The 13,319-nt window shown below is 35.2% G+C and carries 10 protein-coding genes; 8 read left to right on the forward strand and 2 right to left on the reverse strand.

The window, feature by feature from the left end; genetic code table 11:
- The first annotated feature begins 177 nt into the window (after positions 1-177).
- The 6 genes from N4270_RS11375 (at position 178) to N4270_RS11400 (ending at position 8,483) form a co-directional block, all read left to right on the forward strand.
- Complete coding sequence (locus N4270_RS11375; protein WP_260097263.1) at positions 178-1,953, forward strand: long-chain fatty acid--CoA ligase; 1,776 nt, start codon at positions 178-180, stop codon at positions 1,951-1,953.
- 134 nt (positions 1,954-2,087) lie between these two features.
- Entirely contained in the window at positions 2,088-2,543 is a 456-nt protein-coding gene (locus N4270_RS11380) for a MarR family winged helix-turn-helix transcriptional regulator (protein ID WP_260097264.1), read from the forward strand.
- Position 2,544: 1 nt separating this feature from the next.
- Complete coding sequence (locus tag N4270_RS11385) at positions 2,545-4,953, forward strand: 3-hydroxyacyl-CoA dehydrogenase/enoyl-CoA hydratase family protein (protein ID WP_260097265.1); 2,409 nt, start codon at positions 2,545-2,547, stop codon at positions 4,951-4,953.
- A 49-nt stretch (positions 4,954-5,002) separates the two neighbouring features.
- Positions 5,003-5,359: a four helix bundle protein gene (locus N4270_RS11390; RefSeq protein ID WP_260097266.1), complete on the forward strand. Its 357-nt coding sequence runs from the start codon at positions 5,003-5,005 to the stop codon at positions 5,357-5,359.
- Positions 5,360-5,389: 30 nt separating this feature from the next.
- Positions 5,390-6,580 (forward strand): acetyl-CoA C-acyltransferase, encoded by a 1,191-nt coding sequence (locus N4270_RS11395; RefSeq protein ID WP_248411796.1) that lies wholly within the window; start codon positions 5,390-5,392, stop codon positions 6,578-6,580.
- A 94-nt stretch (positions 6,581-6,674) separates the two neighbouring features.
- Positions 6,675-8,483, forward strand: a complete 1,809-nt coding sequence (locus N4270_RS11400) for an acyl-CoA dehydrogenase family protein (RefSeq protein WP_260097269.1) — start codon at positions 6,675-6,677, stop codon at positions 8,481-8,483.
- A 200-nt stretch (positions 8,484-8,683) separates the two neighbouring features.
- On the opposite strand, the gene N4270_RS11405 is transcribed toward N4270_RS11400, so the two are convergent.
- Positions 8,684-10,138, reverse strand: coding sequence for an N-acetylmuramoyl-L-alanine amidase (locus N4270_RS11405; RefSeq protein WP_260097271.1), 1,455 nt, complete (start codon positions 10,136-10,138; stop codon positions 8,684-8,686).
- Positions 10,131-10,517, reverse strand: a complete 387-nt coding sequence (locus N4270_RS11410) for a BlaI/MecI/CopY family transcriptional regulator (protein WP_260097273.1) — start codon at positions 10,515-10,517, stop codon at positions 10,131-10,133. Before N4270_RS11410 ends, N4270_RS11405 begins: the two co-directional genes overlap by 8 nt.
- Positions 10,518-10,618: 101 nt before the next feature.
- On the opposite strand from N4270_RS11410, the gene N4270_RS11415 reads away from it, so the two are divergent.
- Together N4270_RS11415 and N4270_RS11420 are read left to right on the forward strand one after the other, a co-directional pair.
- Positions 10,619-11,887, forward strand: coding sequence for a nuclear transport factor 2 family protein (locus N4270_RS11415; protein ID WP_260097276.1), 1,269 nt, complete (start codon positions 10,619-10,621; stop codon positions 11,885-11,887).
- A gap of 283 nt (positions 11,888-12,170) precedes the next feature.
- The gene (locus N4270_RS11420) at positions 12,171-13,310 is read left to right on the forward strand and encodes an FIST signal transduction protein (protein ID WP_260097277.1); all 1,140 of its coding nucleotides are present in this window, start codon (positions 12,171-12,173) and stop codon (positions 13,308-13,310) included.
- Positions 13,311-13,319 lie beyond the last annotated feature (9 nt).

Consider the following 13,319-nt stretch of genomic DNA (forward strand, 5'->3'; position numbering starts at 1 on the left):
TTAATATAGAAGGGTTTATTAGTTTTTTAGTTAGTTAAAAACAAGTTTGACATTTCATTTTTAGTTAAAATTCAAACAAATTAAGGAGCTAAGTCATTGTAGCTCCTTTTTTTATTATCAAATTTGATATTCGCTTATTATTTCCTAATTTGCAAAGCTACAATCCCTATTGAGACGATGACACAAATAACTAGACTTTTTGATTTTCCCTATTACCAATTAGAAGTTCATAATTTAGATGCTGCTTTAGTAACTAAGTATGATGGTACATGGGTAAAAACTTCAACTAAAGAGTATTTAGATAAAGCTAATGCTGTAAGTAGAGCTTTATTAAAACTAGGCATTCAAAAAAATGATAAAATTGCTGTCATTTCTTCAACGAATAGAACCGAATGGAATATCATGGATATTGGAATTCTCCAAACTGGAGCACAAAACATTCCTATCTACCCAACCATTTGTGCCGAAGATTACGAATACGTTCTCAACCATAGCGAATCCATTTACTGTTTTGTATCAGATCTGGAAGTCTATGAAAAAGTAAAGAAAGTTCAAGCCAATACAAGCATTAAAGAAGTATATTCTTTTAACCATATTGAAGGTTGTAAGCACTATTCTGAATTATTCGAATTAGGAAAAGACCCAAGTAATCAACCTGAAGTAGAAGCACGAAAAGATGCGGTTAAACCTGACGACTTAGCAACAATAATTTATACTTCTGGAACAACAGGAAAACCAAAAGGTGTGATGCTGTCCCATTGGAACATCACTAGCAACGTTTTAGATAGTTCACCAAGAGTTCCACTCCCTCCAACTAACGAAACCAGAATTTTAAGTTTTTTACCCATCTGTCATATTTTTGAACGTGTTTTAATTTATGTCTATCAATATGCAGGTACCTCAATTTATTTTGCTGAAGCCATTGATAAAATTGGAGATAATGCTAAAGAAATAAAACCAAATTTAATGAGTGTTGTACCACGATTACTTGAAAAAGTATTTGACAAAATAATGCTCAAAGGCGAAGAGTTAACTGGTATAAAAAAAGCATTATTCTTTTGGGCTGTAAAGCTTGGAGAAGAATGGCAACCATATGGTGCTAATGGTGCTTGGTATGAATTTAAACTCAAAATAGCAAACCGACTAATTTTCAGCAAATGGAGAGACGCCTTAGGAGGCGAACTAACAACTATGGTTTCTGGAAGTGCAGCCTTACAACCTAGATTAGCGCGAATCTTTGGTGCTGCTAATATGAGAGTCATGGAAGGCTACGGATTAACCGAAACCTCCCCTGTAGTTTCTGTAGGTATGTATGCCGATGCACATTATAAGGTAGGTACTGTTGGCAAACCAATTGACAATGTCGAAGTAAAAATTGCAGAAGATGGTGAAGTTTTAATCAAAGGTCCAAACGTTATGCTAGGGTATTATAAAGACCCAGAAAAAACGGCAAGCGTTATGACAGGTGATTATTTCCATACGGGAGATAAAGGAGAAATTGACTCTGATGGTTTCCTTAAAATAACTGGTCGTAAAAAGGAAATGTTTAAAACCTCTGGAGGAAAATACATAATTCCACCACTCCTAGAAAACGACATGAAACAATCGCTTTTCATTGAACAAATTATGGTGGTTGGTGAAGGCGAAAAAATGCCTGCCGCATTAATTCAACCTAATTTTGAATTTGTTAGAGACTGGATAAAACTCAAAGGTCATGCTGTTGGAACTTCTGAAGCTGAAATTATAAACTCAGATATTGTGATTAAGCGTTTTCAAAAAGAAATCGATAAATACAATCAACATTTTGGCAAATGGGAACAAATCAAACGCTTTGAACTTACTCCAGATGTCTGGTCTATTGATGGTGGTCACCTTACACCTACCTTGAAAATGAAACGCGAAACAATTAAAAGCATTTATCAAGAACTTTACGATAAAATATACAGAGTTTAAGTTAGGTATCTAACTTCAACCTATATAATTCCTTATAATCATATTCGAAAATATACTATGCATGCATAATTTTTTATTAAATACTATGCATGCATAGTATTTTTTAGTATCTTTGGGTTTCAAATATTCATTGCATGAAGGATAAAACCATAGATTACGTCTTACGAACCACCTGGTTAGCAGTCAATAAGATGTATAACGAAGAGGCATCACAATTTGACACAACTATGGCTACAGGCTTTGCTTTACTTAGCATTGATCCTGAACATGGCACACCTTCTACATCTCTCGGTCCTAAAATGGGCATGGAAGCAACCAGCCTTTCCAGAACACTTAAAACCATGGAAGAAAAAGGACTCATCACTCGTAAGCCAAACCCTGAAGATGGTCGTGGCGTCCTCATCCATTTAACCGAATTTGGAAGAGAAAAAAGAGCCTATTCAAGAGAAAAGGTATTAACCTTTAATGAAACGATTAAAGCTAATGTTTCTTCAGAGGAATTAAATAATTTTTACAAAGTTGCTGAAGTCATTAATAATATGATTTCAAACAAACAGATATACAACCAAAAAGAACACATTATAAAATAAAATGAGTAAACGTAGAATAAAAAAAATAGCCATCATTGGTTCAGGAATTATGGGAAGCGGTATCGCCTGCCATTTTGCTAACATTGGCGTTGATGTCCTACTATTAGACATCATACCAAGAGAACTTAATGATAAAGAAAAAGCCAAAGGTTTAACTTTAGAAGACAAAGTGGTGAGAAATCGCTTGGTTAATGATGCTTTAACCGCTTCAATTAAATCTAAGCCTGCACCACTCTATCATCCTTCTTTTGCAAATCGTATCACCACAGGAAATCTTGAAGATGATATAGCAAAAGTAAAAGATGTGGATTGGATTATGGAAGTTGTTGTTGAACGCCTAAACATTAAACAACAGGTGTTTGAAAAATTAGAACAATACCGTACGCCAGGAACGTTAATTACATCCAATACCTCTGGAATACCTATTAAATTTATGAGTGAAGGCCGAAGTGAAGATTTTCAGAAACATTTCTGCGGAACCCACTTCTTCAATCCTGCACGTTACTTAAAATTATTTGAAATCATTCCTGGTCCTAAAACCGATGCGTCTGTTTTAGAATTCTTAAACGAATATGGTGAAAAATTCCTCGGAAAAACATCTGTAGTTGCTAAAGATACGCCTGCGTTTATTGGAAACCGAATCGGGATTTTTAGCATCATGAGCTTGTTTCATACGGTTAAAGATTTAGACTTAACGATTGAAGAAGTCGATAAGTTATCGGGTCCTGTTATTGGTCGCCCAAAATCAGCAACCTTCCGTACGGTTGATGTGGTTGGTTTAGATACGTTGGTACATGTCGCTAACGGTATCAAAGAAAACTGTCCGAAGGATGAACGCAACGAATTATTCGTTTTACCTGACTTCATCAATACCATGATGGAAAACAAATGGCTGGGAAGTAAAACCGGACAAGGATTCTACAAAAAATCGGTTTCTGCTGAAGGTAAAAAGGAAATATTATCACTCGACTTAAATACACTAGAATACCGATCGGCTCAAAAAGCAAAGTTTGCAACCTTAGAATTGACCAAAACGGTAGACAAAGTGGTTGACCGCTTTAAAATATTAGTCAAAGGAAAAGATAAAGCTGGTGAATTCTACAGAAAAAGTTTCGCAGCATTATTTGCCTATGTTTCTAACCGTATTCCTGAAATCACTGACGATTTATACAAAATTGACGACGCCATGAAAGCAGGTTTCGGATGGGAACACGGTCCTTTCCAGATTTGGGATGCGATTGGTGTTGAAAATGGAATCGAAATGATGAAAGCCGAAGGTTTAGAACCTAACGCTTGGGTTAACGAGATGTTAGCTTCTGGAAGCACCTCTTTTTACACAGTAAAAGATGGCGCAACCTATGCCTATGACATTCCGAAGAAATCTCAAGAGAAAATTCCTGGACAAGATAGTTTCATCATTCTGGACAATATCAGAAAATCAAATGAAGTCTTTAAAAATTCAGGTGTTGTTGTTGAAGATTTAGGTGACGGCATTTTAAATGTAGAATTCCAATCTAAAATGAACACCATTGGTGGTGACGTTCTTGCTGGATTAAACAAAGCTATTGATTTAGCTGAAAAAGACTTTGCTGGTTTAGTCGTTGGTAACCAAGCGGCGAACTTCTCTGTTGGTGCAAATATCGGAATGATTTTCATGATGGCTGCCGAACAGGAATATGACGAGCTTAATATGGCAATCAAATACTTCCAGGACACAATGATGCGTATGCGTTACTCAACTATCCCAACCGTTTCTGCGCCTCATGGCATGGCACTTGGTGGTGGATGTGAATTATCAATGCATGCTGATAAAGTGGTTGCTGCTGCAGAAACCTATATCGGACTAGTAGAATTTGGTGTTGGTGTGATTCCTGGTGGTGGTGGTTCTAAAGAAATGGCCTTACGCGCACAGGATACTTTCAGAAAAGGTGATGTAGAATTAAATGTACTGCAGGAATATTTCTTAACCATTGGTATGGCTAAGGTAGCAACTTCTGCTTATGAAGCATTCGATTTAGGGATTCTTCAAAAAGGAAAAGATATTGTTGTGGTCAATAAAGACCGTCAAATTGCAACAGCTAAAGCACACGCCAAATTAATGGCAGATGCTGGCTATACACAACCTGTTAAACGAACTGATGTTAAAGTATTAGGTAAACAAGCCTTAGGAATGTTTCTAGTAGGAACCGATGCCATGGAAGCAAGTCACTACATCAGTGAACACGATCATAAAATTGCTAACAAACTAGCCTACGTTATGGCTGGTGGTGATTTATCAGAACCAACATTAGTAAGTGAACAATACTTATTAGATCTAGAACGTGAAGCATTCTTGTCGCTTTGTACAGAGCGCAAAACCTTAGAACGCATTCAGCATATGTTAAAAACTGGAAAACCACTTCGCAACTAGTTGCGAAAAGTAGTTAGTATAAAGAATTAAGTACAAAGAACTAAAAGTCATGCACAGATTTGAAGAACTAAAAATATGGCAAAAAGCAATGGACATAACAGAAAATTGCTATAGAGCCACAGAAGATTTTCCTCCTGTTGAAAAATATGGTTTAGTTTCTCAATTAAGAAGAAGTGCTATCTCTATTCCTTCAAATATTGCAGAAGGTGCAGGTAGAAATACCAATGGAGAATTTAAGCAGTTCTTAGGCATAGCTAACGGATCTTCATTCGAATTATTAACTCAATTATATTTATCAAAAAGATTAAACCTTATAAATGAGGAAAGTGTAAGACCTATAATTAATGAAGTACTGGAAGTTACAAAAATGAATTTCTCACTTCAAAAATCCATAAAAAAGTCTTAATACTTTATACTCTAATCTTAATACAATATTATGAAACAAGCATATATAGTAAAAGCATACAGAACAGCAGTTGGTAAAGCACCAAAAGGCGTGTTCCGTTTTAAAAGAGCCGATGAGTTAGGTGCTGAAACCATTCAGCATATGATGAAAGAATTACCGCAACTGGACGTCAAACGTATTGACGATGTCATCGTTGGAAATGCCATGCCTGAAGGATCTCAAGGCTTAAACATGGCACGATTTATTTCGCTTATCGGATTAAATAGTGTGGATGTTCCTGGTGTAACCGTTAACCGTTTTTGTTCTTCAGGAATTGAAACTATCGGAATTGCAACAGCAAAAATTCAGGCTGGAATGGCCGATTGTATTATCGCTGGTGGTTCAGAAAGTATGAGTTCGGTTCCAATGACAGGATTCAAACCTGAACTAAACTACGATACGGTAAAAGCTGGACACGAAGAATATTATTGGGGCATGGGAAATACGGCTGAAGCGGTTGCCAATCAGTTCAATGTCTCTCGTGAAGATCAAGATGAGTTTGCATACAACTCACATATGAAAGCCTTAAAAGCACAAGCTGAAAATCGTTTTCAAGATCAAATCGTTCCTATTACTGTAGATCAAACTTATATTGATGAGAATGGGAAAAAAGCCACAAAATCTTATACTGTTACTAAAGATGAAGGTCCGCGTGCAGGTACTAGCAAAGAGGCTTTAGCAAAACTTAGAGCGGTTTTTGCTGCTGGCGGAAGTGTCACAGCAGGTAACTCGTCTCAAATGAGTGATGGTGCCGCATTTGTTATGGTCATGAGTGAAGACATGGTAAAAGAACTAAATATCGAACCCATTGCGCGCTTGGTGAACTATGCTGCTGCTGGTGTTGAACCTCGCATCATGGGAATCGGACCTGTAAAAGCGATTCCTAAAGCATTAAAACAAGCGGGATTACAACAATCTGATTTGAGCTTAATAGAACTTAATGAGGCTTTCGCGTCACAATCGTTAGCTGTCATTAGAGAATTAGATTTAAATCCTGATATCATTAACGTTAATGGTGGTGCTATTGCATTAGGACATCCATTAGGTTGCACTGGAGCAAAATTATCGGTACAGTTATTTGATGAAATGCGTAAACGTGATATGAAAGGAAAATATGGTGCTGTAACCATGTGTGTTGGTACTGGTCAAGGTGCTTGTGGGATATTTGAATTTTTAAACTAAAAGAATAAAGAAGCTAGTATTAAGTACAAAGACGAAAATCTTCAACTTTAGAACCTTAATACTTTGTACTAAATACTTAATACTATTTAAAAAAATGGAAACAACAGAAAAAGACATCCTACGTGGAGGTCAGTTCTTAGTAAAAGAAACTAAATGTGAAGACGTGTTTACTCCTGAAGATTTTTCAGAAGAACAAAAAATGATGAAGGATGCCGTTATGGAATTTAACGAGCGTGAAATTATTGCCCACAAACCGCGTTTTGAAGCTAAAGATTATGCGCTTACCGAAGAGGTGATGCGTAAAGCTGGTGAATTAGGCTTTTTAGGTGTGGCTGTTCCTGAAGCGTATTCAGGATTAGGAATGGGATTTGTCTCTACCTGTTTAACATGTGATTATATCTCAAGCGGAACAGGATCTTTCAGCACTGCTTTTGGTGCACATACAGGCATTGGAACCATGCCTATAACACTTTATGGTACCGAAGAACAAAAACAAAAATATGTTCCTAAATTAGCGACCGGAGAATGGTTTGGTGCATATTGCTTAACCGAACCTGGCGCTGGATCTGATGCCAATTCTGGGAAAACTACAGCTGAATTGTCTGCTGATGGGAAGTCTTATAAAATTAACGGACAAAAAATGTGGATTTCAAATGCAGGATTCTGTAGTTTGATGATCGTTTTTGCGCGTATTGAAGATGATAAAAATATCACAGGTTTTATCGTAGAATATGATAAAGATAATCCTAATGGAATTACTTTAGGTGAAGAAGAACACAAACTTGGTATTCGAGCGTCTTCTACTCGCCAAGTATTCTTTAATGATACGGTTGTTCCTGTTGAAAATATGCTAGCTGGTCGTGGTGAAGGATTTAAAATCGCTATGAACGCCCTTAATGTTGGTCGTATAAAATTAGCGGCAGCTTGTTTAGATTCGCAACGTCGCATTTTAACTACAGCAGTTCAATATGCTAATGAACGTAAACAATTTAAAACGCCAATTTCAGAATTTGGAGCTATCAAAGTGAAATTAGCTGAAATGGCTGCAAGTGCCTATGCTGGTGAATCGGCAACTTATAGAGCTGCTAAAAACATTGAAGATCGTATCGCTATTCGTGAAGCTTCAGGAAATACACATCAGGAAGCTGAGTTGAAAGGTGTTGAAGAATATGCTATTGAATGTTCGATACTAAAAGTGGCTGTTTCCGAAGATGTTCAAAACTGTGCTGATGAAGGTATCCAGATTTTTGGTGGTATGGGATTCTCTGAAGAAACACCGATGGAAGCTGCCTGGAGAGATGCGCGTATTGCTCGTATTTATGAAGGTACTAACGAAATCAACAGAATGCTATCTGTTGGCATGTTGGTTAAAAAAGCAATGAAAGGTCACGTCGATTTATTAGGTCCTGCTCAAGCTGTTCAAGAAGAGTTAATGGGTATTCCTTCATTTGATACGCCAGATTATTCGGAATTATTTTCTGAAGAAAAAGAAATGATTAAGAAGTTAAAAAAGACCTTCTTAATGGTTGCTGGTGGAGCCGTTCAAAAATATGGACCTCAATTAGAAGATCACCAACAATTATTAATTGCTGCGGCCGATATTTTAATTGAAATCTATATGGCAGAATCGGCCATTTTAAGAACCGAAAAAAATGCAAAACGTTTTGGCGAAGAAGCGCAATCTGCTCAAATAGCCATGGCAAAATTATACTTATATCACGCTGTTGATATCGTTGAAGAAAAAGGAAAAGAAAGTATTATTTCTTTTGCTGAAGGTGACGAACAACGTATGATGCTTATGGGACTTAAACGTTTTACAAAATATGCCAACTATCCAGATATCGTAGATTTACGTAAGGAAGTTGCCGAAAAAGTTAAAACAGAAAACAAATACTGTTTTTAAGACAATTTTAGTTGAGATGTCTATTTGTGTGCATTCATTTTTGCTATAAGATTTGGTGTGTACTCAATAAGGCGATTGTTTTTAAAATTTAAGACTAATTCAAATTTTATAAACATGGTAGAAAAGCCAATCCTGTTAGTGGATTGGCTTTTTTTATTTCAGTGTAGAGTGTCTTCGTTATGACCTAAAACTTCTATCAATTACTTTTGATCTCTTATCTCCATTAACCCTTCAAAAATAGATGCTGCTATTTCTTTTTGATTTTCAGAATTTATTAAAATACTCTTATCATTGTTATTAGTGATAAACCCAAGTTCTAAGACTACTGCCGGACTATTAACATGCTTTAAAACGTACATGCTTGCCGTTTTAATGCCGCGATTATTTGAAAATAATTCCATTTGTTTTTCTAATAAAATTGCACTGTAATTATAGGATTTATCTCCAAAATCGTTTTGATCATAATAATAAGCTTCTACTCCATTAAAAGATTCATCGCTGTAAGCATTGCAATGCAAACTAATAACTAAGTCGGCATTTTGAGCATTAATAAAATTGACACGGTCTTTTAATGACGTAAATGAATCGTCATCTCTCGTCGTAATAAGATGAATTTTATGATCACTCAATAATGATAACTGATTCGAAATATGCAATACAATATCTTTTTCCGCAGAATTACCAGATAATTGTCCGGCATCTTTACCTCCATGTCCTGCATCGATAACGACAATTAAGGGGTCATTTCTTAAGGGGTCATCTGTTAATGAATCGTCTAAATCTTTGCAAGAGCTCAATGTAAATATACCAGCAAAAAGTAAAATGACTGTTGAAATTCTTAAGGTTCGGTTTAATACTGATGATTTTGATTGATGTAACATAATAATTCGATTTTTGATTTGTATGAAATTAAATCCGCTAGTTAAAGGAACGCGGTATAGTTTATGACCTAAATTGATAATGGTATTGGAATAGTTTTCTATATCAATTCCAGATGCTACTGATTTATCATCTGCTATATATTCGTGGTTTTGAAGTATTGATTTCTTATAAAACCAGATAAAAGGATTAAACCAAAATAAACAAATTAGCAGTTCTATTAATATAACATCGACACTGTGTAATTGTTCACAATGAACTCTTTCATGTCTTATAATGTTTAAAAAATTATCATCTCTTAAATCCTGGTTCTCACTTACAAACACATAATTAAAAAAACTTGAAACCATATCAGAATCAGTATTTCTAATTAATTTAAGTTTTCCAAGACGCTCGTATTTATCTCTTGTTAGACTATAAATTTTAATGATATTCTTAAAAAATCTAACGAATAGAAAAAGAGAACTAATTATAAAAATATAAATTATAGGAGGTGTTTGCGGCTGACTCACTAATGTAGGATCACCAAATACTATGTCTTCTTTTTCATGAAAAATAGCTTCAGAATCATTAAATGCTTGAACAGGGATTTCAATTATGCTTGGAACAGCTTCAAACAGTTCTATTCTAATAAATGGTGCTAGAAAACATAGCAACATAGAGCCAATTAGAAAAAAACGATTAAACTGAAACGTTTTTTGCTTTCTCAAAAACAAGACATAAACTGCATAAGAGCAGCCTAAACTCAAAATAGTATAAATGATATAACTAATCATTGGCTTTCTTTTGTTCCATTTTTTGTTTTAATAAGGCCTGAAGTTCCTCAAGTTCTTGCATAGACAAATCGGCATTTTTAGTAAAAAACGAAGCAAATTGTGATTTTGAATCATTAAAAAAATGGGTAATCATACCATTAACTTGTTTAGTAAAATAGTCGTTTTTCATTAAAATAGGATAGTATTGCTTATCTCTTCCCAACCTGTCGTAACCTATATAATCTTTATCACACATGCGTTTTAACAATGTAGATATGGTTGTGTAGGCTGGTCTGGGCTCTGGAAATTGCTCAACAATATCTTTCATGAATCCTTTTTTGAGTATCCACAAATACTTCATGATTTGTAATTCGGACTTATTTAACTGTTTTATATCCACAATTATAGTTTTAATACTACAAATGTAGTAATAAAATTCAATTTTCCAAATAATGCATCTCTCATTAAAACTTTTATATCTTTATCATAAATCACTTTTTTATGAAACTGTTTGCTATACTATTCGCTTTTGTACTAGGTTTTAACGCTGGCCAAGCCCAATCTGATACCGAGATTTTTATTTTTGACTTAGAAGCCAATAATTCAAAAATTGAGTTAAAAAACGGTAAAAACTTATCAAACAATAAGGGTTACGACAATCAAGCTTCGTTTCTAAACGACCGTTACATTCTTTTTGCTTCCACCAGAAATGCTCAAACAGACATTGCTAAATACGACTTGAGGTATAATTCAAAATCATGGCTTAATTTTTCTGAAGGCGGTGAATATACGCCTCTAAAAATTCCAAATAAAAACGAAGTTTCTGCTGTTCGGCTAGATACTGATGGTAAACAGCGTTTATACGCCTATAGCATGAGCAATGGCGAATCTCATGAACTTATTCAAGATTTAGTCGTTGCTTATTATACCTGGTTTGATGAATATATCATAGTTTCCGCAGTCATAGAAGGTGATGATTTAAACTTGTATGTAACGAATCTACAAGATGGTACCAACAGAAAATTTGCGACTAAGGTCGGACGTTCATTTCATAGAATTCCAAATACGAACCTCGTGAGTTTTATTTCAAAAGAAAATGAAAATCAATGGCAAATAAAATCTTTAAATCCTTTAACTGGTGCGACAAAAGTAATAGCGAATACCATACAAGGTGTTGAAGATATATGCTGGTTAGATGGAAAAACATTACTTTCGGGAAAAGAAGCAATCCTGTACAAATTAAGACTACAAAAAGATAACGATTGGAATCAAATAGCCGATTTATCCTCAAGTGATATCACGAATATTACTCGAATTGCTACCAATTCTGATGCTAGCAAATTACTTGTCGCAGCAGAGATTACCGTAACTACAAACACAGAAACTTCAGAAGAAACCAATCCAACCCAAACTGAAGACAACACAAAAACATCTACGGAAACCACTCAGGCTGAAGCCATTGTTCAACGAAACCTTGAGGCTTATAATGCTCGAGACATTGATGCTTTTATGAAAGATTATGCCGATGATGTTAAACTGTACGCCTATCCCAACACCTTGCAAACTGAAGGCAAAGAAGCCATGAGAAAAAGTTACAGCGATTGGTTTAATCGTGTTCCAGACTTAAATGCCTATATTAAAAAACGTATTGTTATTGGTAATAAGGTTATCGATGAAGAGCAAGTAACGGCCAACGGCCAAATTTTTAATGCTGTGGCAATCTATGAAGTTGAAAACGGACTAATTTCTAAAGTTACTTTTATTCAATAATGTAACAATTTCATAAATTCATACACCTATAGGAAACCACCAAAAGCTACCTTACTGTTCCTGCTTTGCAAAATCAATTATTAGGGAACTGTATTACAATGCAAACCAATACCTAGAATGCTATTATCATTGTTATAAAAAACGATAATAAAGTCTAAAATAAAAAGTGAATTTTATTATTCACTTACTATAGAATCCATTCTAATTTTTACTAAATTTAACATCCCTTCCCTAAATTGATTAATAGCATTTAAACCTAAACTAATGTATTATTCATATACCAATGAAGTCAAAATCAATAAAGGGGCACTCCACTGCTGAAATAAAAACTGCATTAACCAATTGTTTAGATGACGGTTTTAAACCTACTCTAGCCATTGTATTTCTGTCTGTAGCACAAGACCGCAAGGCAATTATTCAATTATTGAACGACAAACAGATTTCAATTTTTGGGGTAACAACCAACGGAGAGTTTATAGATGAAAATACCGAAAAAGAATCTGTAGCAATTTTATTGCTCGATATGAAAAGAGAACATTTCAACATTTATCTCGAAGAATATCCTGAAAAAAATTATCGCGAAATTGCACAGAACATGGCTTCAAAAGCCATCAATAATTTTAAAAAACCAGCATTTTTAATTGCAGCTAGCCATTTAGAAACAGATGCCGAACAATTACTCTTTGGCATATCAGATATTACAGGAAATGATGTAAATGTATTTGGTGCTATGGCTGGAGATGATTATACATTTTCAGATCAGTTTGTCTTTACAAATGGCAAAGAAAGCAAAGTGGGTACAGTGGCTTTAGTTTTAGATGAGGATAAGATAAACATCAAAGGTGTTGCCACCTGTGGTTGGAAAGCTGTAGGAACAGTAAGAAATGTTACCAAAAGTGAAGGCAACCATGTTTATACCGTAGATGATATTCCGGTATTAGATATTACCACAAAATATGGTGGATTAGAAAATGTGACGCCTGAGAACGAAAATCTATTACTTGAGATAGCGGCTAATTTCCCTTTACAACTTCAAAGAGAAAAAGGCGACCCTGTAATGCGTCCTGGTTTGGTTGTAGACTGGAACGACCGTTCCTTTTATTGTAGTGGCACTGTGCCTCAAGGCTCTAAAGTGCGTTTTTCTTTACCTCCAGATTTTGATGTGATGGAGAAAGTTATTAAAGGAGTTCAAAGCTTAAAAGATACAGAAATGCCCGAAGCTGATGCTTTGGTCGTGTTTAGCTGCGCTGGAAGGATTTTATCCTTAGGTCCGTTAATGAATCAAGAAATAGAAGGAGTAAAAAATGTATGGAACGTGCCAATGATTGGTATGTTCTCCAATGCCGAATTAGCACGTGCTACTGGCGGAAATCTAGAAATGCACAACCTTACAACTTGTTGTGTCGCACTAAAAGAAAAATAATTTAATAGA

Source organism: Psychroserpens sp. SPM9 (assembly GCF_025153525.1).
Taxonomy (GTDB): Bacteria; Bacteroidota; Bacteroidia; order Flavobacteriales; family Flavobacteriaceae; genus Psychroserpens.

Excerpts from the sequence above, each read along its gene's own strand:
- N4270_RS11380 (WP_260097264.1), top strand. The coding sequence starts at position 2,088 with ATGAAGGATAAAACCATAGATTACGTCTTACGAACCACCTGGTTAGCA.
- N4270_RS11375 (WP_260097263.1), top strand. The coding sequence starts at position 178 with ATGACACAAATAACTAGACTTTTTGATTTTCCCTATTACCAATTAGAA.
- N4270_RS11395 (WP_248411796.1), top strand. The coding sequence starts at position 5,390 with ATGAAACAAGCATATATAGTAAAAGCATACAGAACAGCAGTTGGTAAA.
- N4270_RS11400 (WP_260097269.1), top strand. The coding sequence starts at position 6,675 with ATGGAAACAACAGAAAAAGACATCCTACGTGGAGGTCAGTTCTTAGTA.
- N4270_RS11390 (WP_260097266.1), top strand. The coding sequence starts at position 5,003 with ATGCACAGATTTGAAGAACTAAAAATATGGCAAAAAGCAATGGACATA.
- N4270_RS11405 (WP_260097271.1), bottom strand. The coding sequence starts at position 10,138 with ATGATTAGTTATATCATTTATACTATTTTGAGTTTAGGCTGCTCTTAT.
- N4270_RS11415 (WP_260097276.1), top strand. The coding sequence starts at position 10,619 with ATGAAACTGTTTGCTATACTATTCGCTTTTGTACTAGGTTTTAACGCT.
- N4270_RS11420 (WP_260097277.1), top strand. The coding sequence starts at position 12,171 with ATGAAGTCAAAATCAATAAAGGGGCACTCCACTGCTGAAATAAAAACT.
- N4270_RS11385 (WP_260097265.1), top strand. The coding sequence starts at position 2,545 with ATGAGTAAACGTAGAATAAAAAAAATAGCCATCATTGGTTCAGGAATT.